The organism is Methylocapsa sp. S129 (assembly GCF_009765995.1).
GTDB lineage: Bacteria > Pseudomonadota > Alphaproteobacteria > Rhizobiales > Beijerinckiaceae > Roseiarcus.
In genome coordinates this window covers 161,310-178,803 of the sequence record NZ_LMUI01000011.1, presented here as the reverse complement: position 1 = coordinate 178,803, position 17,494 = coordinate 161,310, and the positions used below count along the sequence as shown (strand labels likewise).

14 protein-coding genes are annotated in these 17,494 nt (G+C 61.2%); all 14 read left to right on the top strand.

What is annotated here, in order from left to right:
- Positions 1-95 precede the first annotated feature (95 nt).
- The 14 genes from rpoB to rplV all read left to right on the top strand — a co-directional run bounded on the left by rpoB (position 96) and on the right by rplV (position 17,493).
- Positions 96-4,217 carry a DNA-directed RNA polymerase subunit beta gene (rpoB, locus tag GSQ90_RS03315; protein ID WP_158813280.1) on the top strand — a complete coding sequence of 1,374 codons (4,122 nt, stop codon included), beginning with the start codon at positions 96-98 and terminating at the stop codon, positions 4,215-4,217.
- Positions 4,218-4,333: 116 nt separating this feature from the next.
- Positions 4,334-8,548, top strand: a complete 4,215-nt coding sequence (gene rpoC, locus GSQ90_RS03310; RefSeq protein ID WP_158813278.1) for a DNA-directed RNA polymerase subunit beta' — start codon at positions 4,334-4,336, stop codon at positions 8,546-8,548.
- A 211-nt stretch (positions 8,549-8,759) separates the two neighbouring features.
- The gene (locus tag GSQ90_RS03305) at positions 8,760-9,254 is read left to right on the top strand and encodes a hypothetical protein (RefSeq protein WP_158813276.1); all 495 of its coding nucleotides are present in this window, start codon (positions 8,760-8,762) and stop codon (positions 9,252-9,254) included.
- Between the two features lie 404 nt (positions 9,255-9,658).
- Entirely contained in the window at positions 9,659-10,030 is a 372-nt protein-coding gene (gene rpsL, locus GSQ90_RS03300; protein ID WP_113889154.1) for a 30S ribosomal protein S12, read from the top strand.
- Between the two features lie 27 nt (positions 10,031-10,057).
- Positions 10,058-10,528 carry a 30S ribosomal protein S7 gene (rpsG, locus tag GSQ90_RS03295; protein WP_158813274.1) on the top strand — a complete coding sequence of 157 codons (471 nt, stop codon included), beginning with the start codon at positions 10,058-10,060 and terminating at the stop codon, positions 10,526-10,528.
- 33 nt (positions 10,529-10,561) lie between these two features.
- The gene (gene fusA / locus GSQ90_RS03290) at positions 10,562-12,637 is read left to right on the top strand and encodes an elongation factor G (protein ID WP_158813272.1); all 2,076 of its coding nucleotides are present in this window, start codon (positions 10,562-10,564) and stop codon (positions 12,635-12,637) included.
- A 64-nt stretch (positions 12,638-12,701) separates the two neighbouring features.
- A complete protein-coding gene (gene tuf, locus GSQ90_RS03285) occupies positions 12,702-13,892 on the top strand; it encodes an elongation factor Tu (protein ID WP_158813271.1) in 1,191 nt (396 codons plus the stop codon).
- A gap of 62 nt (positions 13,893-13,954) precedes the next feature.
- A complete protein-coding gene (gene rpsJ, locus GSQ90_RS03280; protein WP_158813269.1) occupies positions 13,955-14,263 on the top strand; it encodes a 30S ribosomal protein S10 in 309 nt (102 codons plus the stop codon).
- 57 nt (positions 14,264-14,320) lie between these two features.
- A complete protein-coding gene (rplC, locus tag GSQ90_RS03275; protein ID WP_158813266.1) occupies positions 14,321-15,043 on the top strand; it encodes a 50S ribosomal protein L3 in 723 nt (240 codons plus the stop codon).
- Between the two features lie 4 nt (positions 15,044-15,047).
- Positions 15,048-15,668 (top strand): 50S ribosomal protein L4, encoded by a 621-nt coding sequence (gene rplD / locus GSQ90_RS03270; RefSeq protein ID WP_158813264.1) that lies wholly within the window; start codon positions 15,048-15,050, stop codon positions 15,666-15,668.
- Entirely contained in the window at positions 15,665-15,961 is a 297-nt protein-coding gene (locus GSQ90_RS03265) for a 50S ribosomal protein L23 (protein ID WP_158813262.1), read from the top strand. Before rplD ends, GSQ90_RS03265 begins: the two co-directional genes overlap by 4 nt.
- A gap of 9 nt (positions 15,962-15,970) precedes the next feature.
- A complete protein-coding gene (gene rplB / locus GSQ90_RS03260; protein WP_158813260.1) occupies positions 15,971-16,810 on the top strand; it encodes a 50S ribosomal protein L2 in 840 nt (279 codons plus the stop codon).
- A gap of 3 nt (positions 16,811-16,813) precedes the next feature.
- Positions 16,814-17,092 (top strand): 30S ribosomal protein S19, encoded by a 279-nt coding sequence (gene rpsS / locus GSQ90_RS03255; RefSeq protein ID WP_158813258.1) that lies wholly within the window; start codon positions 16,814-16,816, stop codon positions 17,090-17,092.
- Between the two features lie 5 nt (positions 17,093-17,097).
- On the top strand, positions 17,098-17,493 hold the full coding sequence (gene rplV / locus GSQ90_RS03250; RefSeq protein ID WP_158813256.1) for a 50S ribosomal protein L22: 396 nt from the start codon (positions 17,098-17,100) through the stop codon (positions 17,491-17,493).
- Position 17,494 lies beyond the last annotated feature (1 nt).

Here is a 17,494-nt window from a genome sequence, read left to right as displayed (position 1 = left end):
GAAAGCCCCGACCCGCTTGCCCTATCCCGAAGGGGCGCGGCGCCCGCAGACCTTTGAGACCAATGGTTTGACGGCTAGCAATATCGAGGAGCGACATGGCGCAGACATTCACAGGCCGCAAGCGTGTTCGCAAGTTCTTTGGTCACATCAAAGAAATCGCGGAAATGCCGAATCTCATTGAGGTTCAGAAGGCGTCCTATGACCAATTTCTGATCGTCGATGCGCCCAAGGGCGGTCGCGCCGACGAGGGCTTGCAGTCTGTTTTCAAATCGGTGTTCCCGATCTCCGATTTCGCGCAGACCGCGCTGCTTGAATTCGTCAAATACGAATATGAAGCGCCCAAATACGATGTGGACGAGTGCCGCCAGCGCGGCATGACCTATGCTGCGCCCCTCAAGGTGACGCTGCGCCTGATCGTATTCGATGTCGACCCGGAGACCGGCGCCAAATCGGTCAAGGACATCAAGGAGCAGGACGTCTATATGGGCGACATGCCGTTCATGACCTCGAACGGCACCTTCGTCGTCAACGGCACTGAACGCGTCATCGTTTCGCAGATGCACCGCAGCCCCGGCGTGTTTTTCGATCACGACAAGGGCAAGAGCCATTCGTCGGGCAAGTTGCTGTTCGCCGCGCGCATCATTCCTTATCGCGGTTCCTGGCTCGACATCGAATTCGACGCCAAGGACATTGTGCATGCGCGCATTGACCGGCGCCGCAAGATTCCTGTGACCTCGCTGCTCTATGCGCTCGGCATGGACGGCGAAGAGATTCTGTCGACTTTCTACAAGAAGGTTGTCTACACCCGTGACAAGAGCGGCTGGCGCGTTCCGTTCGACGCCGACCGCATGAAGGGCGTTAAGGCCACTGTCGACCTGATCGACGCCGACACCGGCGAAGTCGCGGTCGAAACCGGCAAGAAATTGACGGTCCGCACAGCCCGCCAATTGGTGGAAAAGGGCGTCAAGGCGCTGCGCGCGGCCGACGTCGATCTTTACGGCCAGTATATAGCCGACGATCTTTACAATCCGCAGACCGGCGAGATTTTCGCCGAGGCGGGCGATGAAATCACGGATAAGTCGTTGGCTGCGCTCATCGAAGCGGGTTTTGACGAATTGCCGATTCTCGACATCGACCATATCAATATCGGCCCCTATATCCGCAACACGTTGAAGGTGGACAAGAACAATTCGCGTGAAGACGCGCTGTTCGACATCTATCGCGTGATGCGCCCCGGCGAGCCGCCGACGATCGACAGCGCCGAGGCGATGTTCAACTCGCTGTTTTTCGATTCCGAGCGTTACGATCTCTCGGCGGTCGGCCGCGTGAAGATGAATATGCGCCTCGACCTCGACGCCGAGGACACGGTGCGCGTGCTGCGCAAAGCGGACATCCTGGCGGTCGTCAAGGCGCTGGTCGATCTGCGCGATGGTCGCGGCGAGATCGACGACATCGATCATCTCGGCAATCGCCGCGTTCGGTCGGTCGGCGAATTGATGGAGAATCAATATCGCGTCGGCCTGCTTCGCATGGAGCGCGCGATCAAGGAGCGCATGTCTTCCGTCGAAATCGACACGGTCATGCCGCAGGATCTGATCAACGCCAAACCGGCGGCGGCGGCGGTACGCGAATTCTTCGGCTCCTCGCAGCTCTCCCAGTTCATGGATCAGACCAATCCGCTGTCCGAGATCACCCACAAGCGCCGCCTCTCGGCGCTTGGTCCGGGCGGCCTGACGCGTGAACGCGCCGGCTTCGAAGTGCGCGACGTGCATCCCACGCATTACGGCCGCATCTGCCCGATCGAGACGCCCGAAGGCCCGAATATCGGCCTGATCAATTCGCTGGCGACATTCGCCCGCGTCAATAAATACGGCTTTATCGAAACGCCTTATCGCCGCGTCAAAGAGGGCAAGGTGACGATGGACGTCGTCTATCTCTCGGCGATGGAGGAGGGCAAATATAGCGTCGCCCAGGCCGATACGCCGCTGAAGGATGACGGCACGCTGAACGGCGACCTGATCGTTTGCCGTCACGCGGGCGATGTCGTGTTTTTGACGCCCGACCGCGTCGATTTCATGGAAGTCTCGCCCAAGCAGCTTGTGTCCGTCGCCGCCGCGCTGATTCCGTTCCTTGAGAACGACGACGCGAACCGCGCGCTGATGGGCTCGAACATGCAGCGTCAGGCCGTGCCGCTGGTGCGCTCGGACGCGCCGCTGGTCGGCACCGGCATGGAAGCGATCGTGGCGCGCGATTCGGGCGCCGCGATCGGCGCGCGCCGCGCGGGCATTGTCGACCAGATCGACGCTACCCGTATCGTCGTGCGCGCCACGGGCGAGACCGACGCCGCCAAGCCTGGCGTCGATATCTACCGCTTGATGAAGTTCCAGCGCTCCAACCAGTCGACCTGCATCAACCAGAAGCCGTTGGTGCGCGTCGGCGATATCGTGGCCAAGGGCGACATCATCGCCGACGGTCCTTCGACGGATCTGGGCGATCTCGCGCTTGGACGCAATGTGCTCGTCGCGTTCATGCCCTGGAACGGCTACAATTTCGAGGATTCGATCCTCCTCTCCGAGCGCATCGTCAAGGACGACGTGTTCACCTCGATTCATATCGAGGAATTCGAGGCGATGGCCCGCGACACCAAGCTCGGGCCTGAGGAAATCACGCGCGACATTCCCAACGTTTCGGAAGAGGCGCTGAAAAACCTCGACGAAGCGGGCATCGTTTATATCGGCGCCGAAGTGGTGGCGGGCGATATTCTGGTGGGTAAGATCACGCCCAAGGGCGAGAGCCCGATGACGCCGGAAGAGAAGCTGCTGCGCGCTATTTTCGGCGAGAAGGCTTCCGATGTGCGCGACACGTCGCTGCGCGTCCCGCCTGGCGTTCAGGGCACGATCGTCGAAGTGCGCGTGTTCAACCGCCACGGCGTGGATAAGGACGAGCGCGCCCAGGCGATCGAGCGCGAAGAGATCGAACGGCTCGCCAAGGATCGCGACGACGAACTGGCGATTCTCGACCGCAACGTCTTTGCGCGCCTCGCCGAAGTGCTCATCGGCAAGCGCGCCTTGTCCGGCCCCAAGGGGTTCAAGAAGGATCAGGTGCTGACGCGCGCGCTGATCGACGAACTGCCGCGTTCGCAATGGTGGAATTTTGCTCTCGAGAGCGACCAGACCATGACCGAACTCGAGCAGATGCGTAAGCAATACGACGAGTCGAAGAAGGGGTTGGAGAGCCGCTTCCTCGACAAGGTCGAGAAGCTGCAGCGCGGCGATGAATTGCCGCCCGGCGTGATGAAGATGGTCAAAGTCTTCATCGCCGTGAAGCGCAAGATCCAGCCCGGCGACAAGATGGCGGGACGCCACGGCAACAAGGGCGTCGTCTCGCGCATCGTGCCGCAGGAAGACATGCCGTTCCTCGAGGACGGAACGCCAGTGGATATCGTGCTCAATCCGTTGGGCGTGCCGAGCCGCATGAATGTCGGCCAGATCCTGGAGACCCATCTTGGCTGGGCCTGCGCGGGCCTTGGCAAGCAGGTCGGCGAGGCGGTCAACCTTTATATGCGCAAGGGCGATGTGAAGCCGCTGCGCTCCAAGCTCAAGGAGATCTACGGCGCCAACGAGACGATTCAGTCGCTCGACGACAAGGATGTCGTCGAGCTTGGCGAGAATCTACGCCGCGGCATCCCGATCGCGACGCCGGTCTTCGACGGCGCGCGCGAGAAGGACATCGTCGAAATGCTGAAGATGGCCAATTACGATTCGTCGGGGCAGGTGGTGCTGTATGACGGCCGCACCGGCGAGACCTTCGATCGTAAAGTGACGGTCGGCTATATCTACATGCTGAAGCTTCACCATCTCGTCGACGACAAGATCCATGCGCGCTCGATCGGCCCGTATAGTCTCGTCACGCAGCAACCGCTCGGCGGCAAGGCGCAGTTCGGCGGCCAGCGCTTCGGCGAAATGGAGGTCTGGGCATTGGAGGCGTACGGCGCGGCATACACGTTGCAGGAAATGCTGACCGTTAAATCGGACGACGTCGCGGGCCGCACCAAGGTTTATGAATCGATCGTGCGCGGCGACGACACGTTCGAATCGGGCATCCCCGAGAGCTTCAATGTTCTGGTGAAGGAAATGCGCTCGCTTGGCCTCAATGTTGAGTTGGCCTCGACCAAGAAGCAGCTCGGCGAACTGCCGCCGGTCGAGGCGGCTGAGTAAAGCGCCCGCGTGCGTTTGCAAGAACCTTACAGGCGGGGCGATCGCGCGCCGCGCCTGTTTCCATCAACGCGAGCCATGGCGCGGTCGGAGCGCATGGCGGCGCAGGAGATGAAACAATGAATCAAGAAGTGACCAATCCCTTTGCTCCCGCGGTTCAGCCGCAGGCCTTCGATCAGATTCAGATCGCCATCGCCAGTCCGGAGAAGATTCTCTCCTGGTCGTTCGGCGAGATCAAGAAGCCCGAGACGATCAATTATCGCACGTTCAAGCCGGAGCGGGACGGGCTTTTCTGCGCGCGCATCTTTGGGCCGATCAAGGACTACGAGTGCCTGTGCGGCAAATACAAGCGCATGAAATACAAGGGCGTCATCTGCGAGAAATGCGGCGTCGAGGTCACGCTGTCGCGCGTCCGGCGCGAGCGTATGGGCCATATCTCATTGGCCGCGCCCGTTGCTCATATCTGGTTCCTGAAGTCGCTGCCCTCGCGCATCGGCCTGCTGCTCGATATGACGCTGAAGGATCTCGAGCGCATCCTCTATTTCGAATCCTATATCGTGCTCGATCCCGGCCTGACGCCTCTGAAGGACCGCCAGCTCCTTTCGGAGGACGATTACCTGCGCGCGCAGGACGAATACGGCCAGGACAATTTCACCGCGATGATCGGCGCCGAGGCGATCCGCGAGATTCTCAAAGGCATGAATCTCGCCAAGATCGCCGAGGATCTGAAGGTCGAGATCGCTCATTCCAAGAGCGAACTTAAGCCCAAGCGGCTCGCCAAGCGCCTCAAGATCATTGAGGCCTTCATGCATTCGGGCAACAAGCCGGAATGGATGATCCTGACCGAAGTGCCAGTGATTCCGCCCGATCTGCGTCCGCTGGTGCCGCTCGATGGCGGCCGCTTTGCGACCTCGGATCTCAACGATCTCTACCGCCGCGTCATCAACCGCAACAACCGCCTCAAGCGGCTGATGGAATTGCGCGCGCCCGACATCATCATCCGCAACGAAAAGCGCATGCTGCAGGAATCGGTCGACGCTTTGTTCGACAATGGCCGGCGCGGGCGCGTCATCACGGGCGCCAACAAGCGTCCGCTCAAATCGCTCGCCGACATGCTCAAGGGCAAGCAGGGTCGCTTCCGCCAGAACCTGCTCGGCAAGCGCGTCGATTATTCCGGCCGTTCGGTCATCGTGGTCGGACCTGAGCTGAAGCTGCATCAATGCGGCCTGCCCAAGAAGATGGCGCTTGAGCTGTTCAAGCCGTTCATCTACTCGCGCCTCGACGCCAAAGGCCTGTCCGCCACGGTCAAGCAGGCCAAGAAGCTGGTCGAGAAGGAGAAGCCGGAGGTTTGGGACATCCTCGACGAGGTGATCCGCGAACACCCGATCATGCTCAATCGCGCGCCGACCCTTCACCGCCTCGGCATTCAGGCTTTCGAGCCGGTGCTGATCGAGGGCAAGGCGATCCAGTTGCATCCGCTCGTCTGTTCGGCTTTTAACGCCGACTTCGACGGCGACCAGATGGCCGTGCACGTCCCGCTGTCGCTTGAAGCGCAGTTGGAAGCGCGCGTCCTGATGATGTCGACCAACAACATTCTGCATCCCGCCAACGGCATGCCGATCATCGTGCCGAGCCAGGACATCGTGCTCGGGCTCTATTACGTTTCGCTGATGCGCGACGGCGAGCCGGGGCAGGGCATGATGTTCTCCGACATTGGCGAGATCGAGCACGCTTTAGCCGCCAAGGCGGTGACGCTGCACGCCAAAATCAAGGGGCGCGCCTGGTCGTTCGACGCCGACGGCAAGCGTGTCGCCAAAATCTTCGACACCACGCCGGGCCGTCTGATTCTTGGACAGCTCGTGCCCGAGCACACCAAGATTCCCTTCGATGTCGTCAATAAGCTGATGACGAAGAAGGAAATCTCGAACATGATCGACATCGTCTACCGCAATTGCGGGCAGAAGGAGACGGTCATCTTCTGCGATCGCATCATGGCGCTCGGTTTCCGCGAGGCGTTCAAGGCGGGCATTTCGTTCGGCAAGGACGACATGGTGGTCCCGGATTCGAAGCCGCGGTTCATCGCCGAGACCTCGGCTTTGGCCAAGGAATACGAGCAGCAATATAACGACGGCCTCATCACCCAGGGCGAGAAATACAACAAGGTCGTCGACGCCTGGGCCAAATGCTCGGACAAGCTCGCCGAAGAAATGATGGCGGGCATTTCCGCCGTTCGCAAAGACAAGAGCGGGCGCGATCTGCCGATCAACTCGATCTATATGATGTCGCATTCGGGCGCGCGTGGGTCGCCAACCCAGATGCGCCAGCTCGCCGCCATGCGCGGTCTGATGGCCAAGCCGTCGGGCGAGATCATCGAGAGCCCGATCATTTCGAACTTCAAAGAGGGCTTGTCGGTTCTCGAATATTTCAACTCGACTCATGGCGCCCGTAAGGGCCTCGCGGACACCGCGTTGAAGACGGCCAATTCCGGTTATCTGACGCGCCGTCTTGTTGACGTCGCGCAGGATTCGATCATCACCATTCCCGATTGCGGCTCGACGCGCGGCATCGGCATGCGGGCGATTGTCGACGCCGGCACGGTCGTGGCGACGCTGGCGATCCGCATCCTTGGCCGCACCGCGGCCGAGGACATCAAGGACGCCGATGGCAAGGTGATCGTGCCGGCCGGCCGGATGATCGTCGAGGAGGATATCCCCGCGATCAACGCTGCTGGCGTCCAGGAGGTCAAAATCCGCTCGGTGTTGACCTGCGAGGCCGAGAACGGCGTTTGCGGTTCCTGCTACGGGCGCGATCTGGCGCGCGGCACTCCGGTCAATATGGGCGAGGCGGTGGGCGTCATCGCCGCCCAGTCGATCGGCGAGCCGGGCACGCAGTTGACGATGCGCACCTTCCATATCGGCGGCGCGGCGCAGCTCGCGGATCAGTCCTTCATCGAGTCGAGTTTCGACGGCGAGGTGAAGATCCGCAACCGGGCTGTCGCGCGCAATTCGGAAGGCGACATGATGGTGATGGCGCGCAACGTGGCGGTGGTGATCCTCGATCGCGACGGCACGGAGCGCGTGGTTCATCGCGTGCAATATGGCGCCCGTCTGAAAGTCGACGACGGCGACAAGGTCAAACGCGGCCAGCGCATCGCCGAATGGGATCCCTATACCCGTCCCATCATGACGGAAGTGGATGGCACGATCGGCTTCGAGGATCTTGTCGAGGGCGCTTCGATGTCCGAGCAGATCGATGAAGCGACCGGCATCGCCAAGCGCCTCGTTATCGACTGGCGCATGTCGCCGCGCTCGGCCAGTCTGCGTCCCGCGCTGGTCATCAAGGGCAAGGACGGCAAGATCGCCAAGGTGGCGCGCGGCGGCGACGCCCGCTACATGCTGCCGGTCGAGTCGATCATCTCGTTCGAACCTGGCTCCAAGGTCCATGCGGGCGACGTCATCACCCGCATTTCGATCAATAGCGCCAAGACGCGCGACATCACGGGCGGTCTGCCGCGCGTGGCGGAGCTGTTCGAGGCGCGTCGTCCCAAGGATCACGCGATCATCGCGGAAATCTCGGGGACGATTCAGTTCGGGCGCGACTTCAAGAACAAGCAGCGCGTTTCGATCGTTCCTTACGAGGAAGGCGCGGAGCCGGTCGAGTATCTGATCCCCAAGAGCAAGCACATCCATCTCCAGGACGGCGACGTCGTGGAGAAGGGGGATTATATCGTCGACGGCAATCCGGCGCCGCACGACATTCTGGCGATCAAGGGCGTCGAGGAACTCGCCGCCTATCTGGTCAACGAAATCCAGGAAGTCTACCGGTTGCAGGGCGTCAGCATCAACGACAAGCACATCGAAGTGATTGTCCGTCAGATGCTGCAGAAGGTCGATATCGTCGATCCCGGCGACACCGACTTCCTGTCGGGCGAGCAGATCGACGAGACCGAACTTGAATCGGCCAACGAGATCATGAAGGCCGAAGGCAAGAAGCTGGCGACCGGAACCCCCGTTCTGCTCGGCATCACCAAGGCCAGCCTGCAGACGCGCTCGTTCATCTCGGCCGCGTCCTTCCAGGAGACGACCCGCGTCCTTACCGAAGCGGCCGTCAACGGCAAGGTCGATACGCTGGAAGGCCTGAAGGAGAACGTCATTGTCGGACGCCTCATTCCGGCCGGCACCGGCGCTGCGATGACGAAGCTGCGCAGCGTCGCCACCATGCGCGACACGCTGATTCTCGCCCAAAAGGCGGAAGCTTCCAGCGCGCCGCAATTGCCGCCAGCCGCCGTCCCCAGCGAAGTTGCGCGGGCTGCCGAAAAGACCCCGGCGGAGTGAAAATGGTCCAATGAACCGCTTCGGCGGATTCAGCAAAGAGCCGCCTTCGGGCGGCTCTTTTGCGTTGCGGCGGCCATTTTCCGGCGGGCGAGAAGCCTCGCCGTCGCCTCGCCCTCGTCTTTTTTTGGCCCGGAAGTCACGTTCTGTTGCATCCCGTAAACAATTGTTAACGACGAATAGCCTGCGGGCGGAGCAATTAAGGGGCCGAGTCATGAAGTCGCAATTTCAAGCCGCCGCCGACAGCGAGACGGCCCATGCAGCCCCGATGTCGTCGACCAGCGCTTCCCTGCCGCCGCTCCTGGCCGGCGCTCGCGCCCGCGGCATGGCGGACGCTTTTGAGCTGCTTGGCGTCGCGGCGGCCTTCATCGACGAGGCCGGATTCGCGCTTCATATCAATGATCGCGCCCGACGCCTGTTGGGCCCGCAGCTTTGGGTCGATGACGGGCGGCTGAGGGCTGCGGACCGCGACCTGGATGAGGCGCTCAGCGCCGCGATCGAATCAGCTCTAATCAACGGCGCGCCGGCGCGCGCCGCCACGGACATTTCCTTCGCCTCCGAACTGCGGGGCGCCGTGGCCGTCAAGGTCCTGCCGGTCGCCGCCGAGGCGCATGATCCATTCCAGCTCCTCAGGGCCGTGGTCATCATCGAAGAGCAGGGCTACGCTGCTCCCTGGCGGGATAAAGGGCGTCTGGCCGGTCTGAATTGATTGGCGCTAAAACCAACGCGCGGCGCTGTCTGTTTTTTGCATTTTTCCTCCCTTTTTGTCGGATAAAAGGGGTTGACGCATTCGGGCGTCGCGAATATGGTCCGCGGACTTTCGACAGGCAGTAGAGACTTCGTTGTTCGGGGCGACTCGTCCGGAACCCACAGACTCTAAACGCTGACGATTTCATCGACGAGACGGTCATACTAATCGGGCGCGAGCCGGATTGGGCATGGGGCAAGATCGCGGTTCGCCGTGATCCTCTGCAATGGTCGCGCCTTAAGCCTCCGGGCTTAGCGGCGCGGTTTGTTTTGCGCGCAATGTTACCCCCGCGCAAGGCGAGACGGGATTTTGAGAGCGCCGCCGAAGGGCGGGGCGATGTGTTCTGACGCGACAAAGGGCGAGATATGCCGACGATCAGCCAGTTGATCCGCAAACCGCGGCAACCGAAGACATACCGCGAAAAGGCCCGCCATCTTGAGGCGAGCCCGCAAAAGCGCGGCGTGTGCACGCGCGTCTATACGACGACGCCGAAGAAGCCGAACTCGGCCTTGCGCAAAGTGGCGAAGGTCCGCCTCACCAACGGCTTTGAAGTCATCGGCTACATCCCCGGCGAGGGGCATAATCTGCAAGAGCATTCGGTGGTGATGATTCGCGGCGGCCGCGTCAAGGATTTGCCTGGCGTGCGTTACCACATTCTGCGCGGCGTGCTCGACACGCAGGGCGTCAAGGATCGCAAGCAACGCCGCTCGAAATACGGCGCCAAGCGGCCGAAGTAACCGCTTTAAGAGAATCAGGAGCAGGCCATGTCGCGCCGTCACAGCGCTGAGAAACGCGAGATCATCCCGGACGCCAAGTTCGGCGATCTCGTCGTTGCGAAGTTCATGAATACGATCATGTACGAAGGCAAGAAGTCGATCGCGGAAGCGATCGTCTATGGCGCTTTCGAGGGGATCGAAAGCAAGGTCAGGACCGATCCGCTGACTGTTTTCAAGCAGGCGCTTGAGAATGTCGCTCCTGCGGTCGAAGTGCGTTCGCGCCGCGTCGGCGGCGCCACCTATCAGGTGCCGGTCGAAGTGCGCACCGATCGCCGTCAGGCCCTGGCGATTCGCTGGATCATTTCGGCGGCGCGCGATCGCAACGACAAGACCATGGTCGACCGGTTGTCGGCCGAATTGCTGGACGCCTCCAACAATCGCGGCGCAGCCGTCAAGAAACGCGAAGACACGCATCGGATGGCGGAAGCCAACCGCGCCTTCGCCCATTACCGCTGGTAAAGCGGTCGCTGAACGGGATTTGGGATAAAGATTATGGCGCGCAGCCACGCAATTGAGGACTATCGTAACTTCGGCATCATGGCCCACATTGATGCGGGCAAGACGACGACGACGGAGCGTATCCTCTATTATTCCGGCAAGTCGCATAAGATCGGCGAAGTGCACGACGGCGCTGCGACCATGGACTGGATGGAGCAGGAGCAGGAGCGCGGCATCACCATTACGTCGGCCGCGACGACCACCTTCTGGCAAGACAAGCGCCTCAACATCATCGATACGCCTGGCCACGTCGACTTTACGATCGAAGTCGAGCGCTCTCTTCGCGTGCTCGACGGCGCCGTATGCGTCCTCGACGGCAACCAGGGCGTCGAGCCGCAGACGGAAACCGTCTGGCGACAAGCCGACAAATATCACGTGCCGCGCATCGTATTCGTCAACAAGATGGACAAGACCGGCGCCGATTTTTTCCGATGCGTCGATGAAATCAAAACCAAGGTCGGCGGCCGACCGGTTTGCATTCAATTGCCGATTGGTTCGGAAAACAATTTTAAAGGCATTATCGACCTTCTGCGCATGAAGGCTGTCGTCTGGGAAGACGAGGGGCTTGGCGCAAAATATCACGACGAGGAAATCCCGGCCGAACTGCTCGCCCAGGCCGAGGAGTATCGCCACACGCTGATCGAAGCGGCGGTCGAACTCGACGACGATGTCATGGGCGCCTATCTCGACGGCAAAGAGCCCGATTTCGAGACGTTGCAGCGCCTCATCCGCAAAGCGGTTCGCTACATCACTTTCGTTCCCGTGCTGTGCGGGTCGGCGTTCAAGAACAAGGGCGTGCAGCCTTTGCTCGACGCGGTCGTCGCCTATCTGCCTTCGCCGATCGATCGCGAGGCGATCAAGGGCATCGACATGAACACCGGCGAAGAAATCCTTCGCCTGCCCAAAGACACCGAGCCTTTCTCGATGCTCGGCTTCAAGATCATGGACGATCCGTTCGTCGGCACGATCACCTTCTGCCGCGTCTATTCCGGCAAGATCGAATCCGGCACGACGGTTCTCAATTCGACCAAGGACAAGAAAGAACGCGTTGGGCGCATGTTGCTGATGCACGCCAACAACCGCGAGGACATCAAGGAAGCCTATTCCGGCGACATTGTCGCGCTGGCTGGCCTGAAAGATACGCGCACCGGCGACACTTTGTGCGACCTGCAGAAGCCCGTCATCCTTGAGAAGATGGAGTTTCCCGAGCCGGTCATCGAAATCGCGATCGAACCGAAATCGAAAGCCGACCAGGAGAAGCTCGGCGTCGCTTTGGCCAAGCTCGCCGCCGAAGATCCTTCGTTCCGCGTCTCGACCGATCAGGAATCGGGCCAGACGATCTTGAAGGGCATGGGCGAACTGCATCTCGACATCAAGGTCGATATTTTGCGCCGCACCTACAAGGTCGACGCCAATATTGGCGCGCCGCAGGTCGCCTATCGCGAGAAGCTGACGAAGAAGGTCGAGATCAACTACACGCACAAGAAGCAAACGGGCGGCACCGGCCAATTCGCCAAGGTGACGATCGTGTTCGAACCGTCTGAGCCGGGCGTCGGTTCGTCGTTCGAATCGAAGGTCGTCGGCGGCGCGGTGCCCAAGGAATATGTCCCCGGCGTCGAAAAGGGCATCAACAGCGTGATGGGCTCGGGCATTCTGGCGGGCTTCCCTGTCGTGGATGTCAAGGCGACGCTGATCGACGGCGCTTATCACGATGTCGACTCGTCGGCGCTCGCCTTCGAAATCGCTTCTCGCGCGGCGTTCCGCGAAGCCTTGCAAAAAGGTGGAGCGGTTCTGCTCGAGCCGATCATGAAGGTCGAGGTCGTGACCCCCGAGGAGCATACCGGCTACGTGATGGGCGATCTTCTGTCCCGCCGCGGCCAGGTGTTGGGGCAGGACATGCGGGCGAATGCCGCCGTCATCAATGCGATGGTGCCGCTCGCCAACATGTTCGGCTACGTCAATAACTTGCGCTCAGGCACCCAGGGGCGCGCCAATTTTACGATGCAGTTCGACCACTATGAACAGGTTCCGGGCAACGTCGCCAAGGAAATCCAGGAAAAATATACGTGAGGCGCGAGCCAAAGCGTTTCGTTAGAAGCCTATAGTCAATCAGGAAGAAGCAAGGAGTCCGGCCATGGCCAAGGAAAAGTTTTCGCGGGACAAGCCGCATTGCAACATCGGCACGATCGGTCACGTCGATCACGGCAAGACGTCGCTGACGGCCGCGATCACCAAGGTTCTGGCCGAGACGGGCGGGGCGACCTATACGGCCTATGACCAGATCGACAAGGCGCCGGAAGAGAAGGCGCGCGGCATTACGATCTCGACGGCGCATGTCGAATATACGACAAAGGCCCGCCATTACGCTCACGTCGACTGCCCCGGCCACGCCGATTATGTGAAGAACATGATCACGGGCGCCGCGCAGATGGACGGCGCGATCCTGGTCGTGTCGGCCGCCGACGGTCCGATGCCGCAGACCCGCGAGCATATCCTGCTTGCCCGTCAGGTCGGCGTTCCCGCCCTCGTCGTCTTCATGAACAAGGTCGACATGGTGGACGACGCGGAGCTTCTTGAGCTCGTCGAGCTCGAAGTTCGCGAGCTTCTGTCGAAATATGATTTCCCTGGCGACGACATTCCGATCGTCAAGGGGTCGGCTTTGATGGCGCTTGAGAACAAGCAGCCAGAGATCGGCCATGACGCCATTCTCAAGTTGATGGACGCCGTCGACTCTTATATTCCGCAGCCCGAGCGTCCCAAGGATCAGCCCTTCCTGATGCCGGTCGAAGACGTGTTTTCGATCTCGGGCCGCGGCACGGTCGTCACCGGCCGTATCGAGCGCGGCATCGTCAAGGTCGGCGAGGAAGTCGAGATCGTCGGCCTCAAGGACACCGTCAAGACGATCGTCACGGGCGTCGAAATGTTCCGCAAGCTGCTCGATCAGGGCGAGGCTGGCGACAACGTCGGTTGCCTGCTGCGCGGCACCAAGCGCGAAGACGTCGAGCGCGGTCAGGTTCTTTGCAAGCCCGGCTCCGTCAAGCCGCACACCAAGTTCACCGCCGAAGCCTACATCCTCACCAAGGACGAAGGCGGTCGCCATACGCCGTTCTTCACCAATTATCGCCCGCAATTCTATTTCCGCACGACGGACGTGACGGGCATCGTGACCTTGCCGGAAGGCACGGAAATGGTGATGCCGGGCGACAATGTCACCATTCAAGTCGCGCTTATCGTGCCGATCGCCATGGAGGAGAAGCTGCGCTTCGCCATCCGTGAAGGCGGCCGCACGGTCGGTTCCGGCGTCGTTGTTTCGATCACCGAGTAAGAAACGACGATCACAGCCGGGCGGGGGACCGCCCCCGTCCGCGCCGGTCAGGGATTTGAACCATGAATACGCAAAACATCCGCATCCGTCTCAAAGCGTTCGATCATCGCGTGCTCGACGCTTCGACAAAGGAAATTGTGTCGACCGCCAAGCGCACGGGCGCGCGGGTGCGTGGGCCGATTCCGCTGCCGACGCGGATCGAGAAGTTTACTGTCAACCGTTCGCCGCACGTCGACAAGAAGTCGCGCGAACAGTTTGAAATTCGCACTCACAAGCGGGTCCTCGACATTGTCGACCCGACGCCCCAGACGGTCGACGCTTTGATGAAGCTCGATCTGGCGGCCGGCGTCGACGTCGAGATCAAGCTTTAAGGAACTCATCGGGCGCCTCTTCGCGACAAGCGAACGCACCCTTAAGGAATATGCGCCATGCGCTCAGGCATTATTGCACAGAAGCTGGGTATGACCCGCGTCTTTACCGACGCGGGCGATCACGTGCCGGTGACGGTCCTCAAGGTTGAGGGCTGCCAGGTCGTGGCTCATCGCACCCAGGACAAAAACGGCTATACGGCCCTGCAGCTCGGCATCGGCCGCGCCAAGGTCAAGAACGTGCCGAAGGCCGAGCGCGCGCGCTTCGCCGTCGCCAATGTCGAGCCGAAGATGAAGCTCGCCGAGTTCCGCGTCAGCGAGGACCGGTTGATTCCCGTCGGCGCCGAAATCACGGCGGACCATTTCCTCGTCGGTCAGTTCGTCGACGTGACGGGCGTCACCATCGGCAAGGGCTTCGCCGGCCCGATGAAGCGCTGGAACTTCGGCGGCTTGCGCGCGACGCACGGCGTGTCCGTTTCGCATCGTTCGCATGGTTCGACCGGCGGTCGTCAGGATCCTGGCAAGACCTGGAAGAACAAGAAGATGGCCGGCCATATGGGCACGGACCAGGTCACGACGCAGAATTTGCGCGTGGTGCAGACCGACGTTGAGCGCGGGCTCATTCTTGTTGAAGGTTCGGTGCCTGGTCACGCCGGCGGCTGGATCGCGGTGCGCGATGCGGTGAAGAAGCCGTTGCCCAAAGAGGCGCCGCTGCCCGGCAAATTCCGTGTTCACGCGCAGCCGTCGGCCGAAGCCGCCGCGGCCGAGCCGAAGGGAGCCTGAAATCATGAAAATCGACGTCACGTCGATCAGCGGCGCCGCCGCTGGCTCTCTGGAACTCAACGATTCGATCTTCGGCCTCGATCCGCGCGAAGACCTGATCGCCCGCATGTTGCGCTGGCAGCTCGCCAAGCGTCAGGCTGGCACGCATAAGACGCTTGGCCGCGCGGACATTCACCGCACCGGCAAGAAGATGTACAAGCAGAAGGGCACGGGCGGCGCCCGTCACGGCTCGGCGCGCGTGCCGCAGTTTCGCGGCGGCGGACGGGCGATGGGTCCGGTCTTGCGCTCGCATGCGCATGACCTGCCCAAGAAGGTGCGCGCGCTCGCGCTCAAGCATGCGCTGTCGGCCAAATTGCGCGACGGCGGCATTATCGTCTGGGACAAGGCCGATCTGACCGAGGCCAAGACGGCGACCCTGCGCGCGGAATTCGACAAGGCGTCGCTGAAAAGCGTGCTGATCATCGACGGCGCCGTGTTGCAGACCAATTTCGCCAATGCGGCGCGCAACATTCCGCATGTCGATGTGCTGCCCGTGCAGGGCATCAATGTTTACGACATTATTCGCCGCGAGAAGCTCGTGCTGACCAAGGCGGCTATCGATGCGCTGGAGGCGCGGTTCAAATGAACAAGGATCCGCGCCACTACGACATTATCGTCTCGCCGATTATTACGGAAAAGGCGACGCTCGCCTCTGAAAATAATCAGGTGGTTTTCAAGGTGCGCCGCAACGCCACCAAGCCGCAGATCAAGGCGGCGGTGGAGAAGCTGTTCGACGTGAAGGTGACGGCAGTCAATACGCTGCTGCGCAAAGGCAAGAACAAAGTATTTCGCGGCGTTCGCGGCGTGCAGCAGGACGTGAAGAAGGCGGTCGTGACGCTCGCTGACGGCCATCGCATCGACGTGACCACCGGGCTCTGAGGTAGGACAATGGCTCTCAAGACATTCAAGCCGATCACGCCCGGCCTTCGCCAATTGGTGATCGTCGACCGCAGCGGGCTCTATAAGGGCAAGCCGGTCAAGGCGTTGACGGAAGGCAAATCGGAGAAGGGCGGCCGCAACAATACGGGTCGCATCACCGTGCGTTTCCGTGGCGGCGGCCACAAGCAGACCTATCGCGTCATCGATTTCAAGCGCCGCAAGCTTGACGCGCCGGGCACTGTCGAACGGCTGGAATATGATCCCAACCGCACGTCCTTCATCGCCCTCATCAAATACGCCGATGGCGAGCAGGCCTATATCATCGCGCCGCAGCGTTTGGCGGTGGGCGATCAAGTCGTCTCGGGCGTCCAGGTAGACGTGAAGCCCGGCAATGCGATGCCGCTGGCCAATATTCCGGTCGGGACGATCGTCCACAATGTCGAGATGAAGATCGGCAAGGGCGGCGCGATCGCAAGATCGGCGGGCGCTTATGTCCAGATCGTCGGCCGCGACCAGGGTTATGTTTCGCTGCGCCTGAGTTCGGGCGAGCAGCGTCTGGTCCATGGCCAATGCTTCGCCACCGTCGGCGCGGTGTCGAACCCCGACCACATGAATTCGTCGATGGGCAAGGCCGGGCGCAATCGCTGGATGGGTCAACGTCCCCATAACCGCGGCGTGACGATGAACCCGGTCGACCATCCCCATGGCGGCGGCGAAGGCCGCACCTCGGGCGGTCGCCATCCGGTGAGTCCGTGGGGTAAGGGCGCGAAGGGCAACAAGACCCGCAGCAACAAATCGACCGATAAATTCATTGTCGCCTCGCGGCACGTCCGCAAGAAGAAGGGCTAAGCCATGGCGCGTTCAATCTGGAAGGGTCCGTTTATCGACGGCTATCTTCTCAAGAAGGCCGATACGGCGCGCGGCACAGGCCGCTCGGACGTCATCAAGATCTGGAGCCGTCGTTCGACGATCCTGCCGCAATTCGTTGGTCTCACCTTTGGCGTTCACAACGGGCACAAGCACGTGCCCGTCGCGGTCACCGAGGACATGATCGGCCATAAGTTTGGCGAATTCTCGCCGACCCGCACGTTCCACGGCCATACCGCGGACAAGAAGGCGAAGAGAGCTTAATCGTCATGTCCAAACAAGCACACCCTCGCGCCCTGAGCGACACCGAAGCCAAAGCGGTCGTGCGCATGTTGCGCGTCAGCCCGCAGAAGCTCAATCTTCTGGCCCAGCTTATTCGCGGCAAGAAGGTTTCGACGGCGCTGGCCGATCTCGAATTCTCGCGCAAGCGCATTTCCACGGAAGTGCGCAAGGCGCTGGAATCGGCGATCGCCAATGCTGAAAACAATCACGATCTCGACGTCGACGATCTGGTTGTCGGCGAGGCGTTCGTCGGCAAGGCGATGGTGATGAAGCGCTTCAGCCCGCGTGCGCGCGGCCGGGCGGGACGCATCGAAAAGCCTTTCTCGAATTTGACGATTATCGTGCGCGAAGTCGCGGCCAAGCCCGCCGACGCAGCGGCCTGAG

What these genes read in the sequence shown, in the direction of transcription:
- rpsG (WP_158813274.1), top strand. Translation starts at nt 10,058, where the DNA reads ATGTCGCGCCGTCACAGCGCTGAGAAACGCGAGATCATCCCGGACGCC.
- rpoC (WP_158813278.1), top strand. Translation starts at nt 4,334, where the DNA reads ATGAATCAAGAAGTGACCAATCCCTTTGCTCCCGCGGTTCAGCCGCAG.
- GSQ90_RS03305 (WP_158813276.1), top strand. Translation starts at nt 8,760, where the DNA reads ATGAAGTCGCAATTTCAAGCCGCCGCCGACAGCGAGACGGCCCATGCA.
- rplV (WP_158813256.1), top strand. Translation starts at nt 17,098, where the DNA reads ATGTCCAAACAAGCACACCCTCGCGCCCTGAGCGACACCGAAGCCAAA.
- rpsL (WP_113889154.1), top strand. Translation starts at nt 9,659, where the DNA reads ATGCCGACGATCAGCCAGTTGATCCGCAAACCGCGGCAACCGAAGACA.
- rplB (WP_158813260.1), top strand. Translation starts at nt 15,971, where the DNA reads ATGGCTCTCAAGACATTCAAGCCGATCACGCCCGGCCTTCGCCAATTG.
- rplD (WP_158813264.1), top strand. Translation starts at nt 15,048, where the DNA reads ATGAAAATCGACGTCACGTCGATCAGCGGCGCCGCCGCTGGCTCTCTG.
- tuf (WP_158813271.1), top strand. Translation starts at nt 12,702, where the DNA reads ATGGCCAAGGAAAAGTTTTCGCGGGACAAGCCGCATTGCAACATCGGC.
- fusA (WP_158813272.1), top strand. Translation starts at nt 10,562, where the DNA reads ATGGCGCGCAGCCACGCAATTGAGGACTATCGTAACTTCGGCATCATG.
- rplC (WP_158813266.1), top strand. Translation starts at nt 14,321, where the DNA reads ATGCGCTCAGGCATTATTGCACAGAAGCTGGGTATGACCCGCGTCTTT.
- rpsS (WP_158813258.1), top strand. Translation starts at nt 16,814, where the DNA reads ATGGCGCGTTCAATCTGGAAGGGTCCGTTTATCGACGGCTATCTTCTC.
- rpoB (WP_158813280.1), top strand. Translation starts at nt 96, where the DNA reads ATGGCGCAGACATTCACAGGCCGCAAGCGTGTTCGCAAGTTCTTTGGT.
- GSQ90_RS03265 (WP_158813262.1), top strand. Translation starts at nt 15,665, where the DNA reads ATGAACAAGGATCCGCGCCACTACGACATTATCGTCTCGCCGATTATT.
- rpsJ (WP_158813269.1), top strand. Translation starts at nt 13,955, where the DNA reads ATGAATACGCAAAACATCCGCATCCGTCTCAAAGCGTTCGATCATCGC.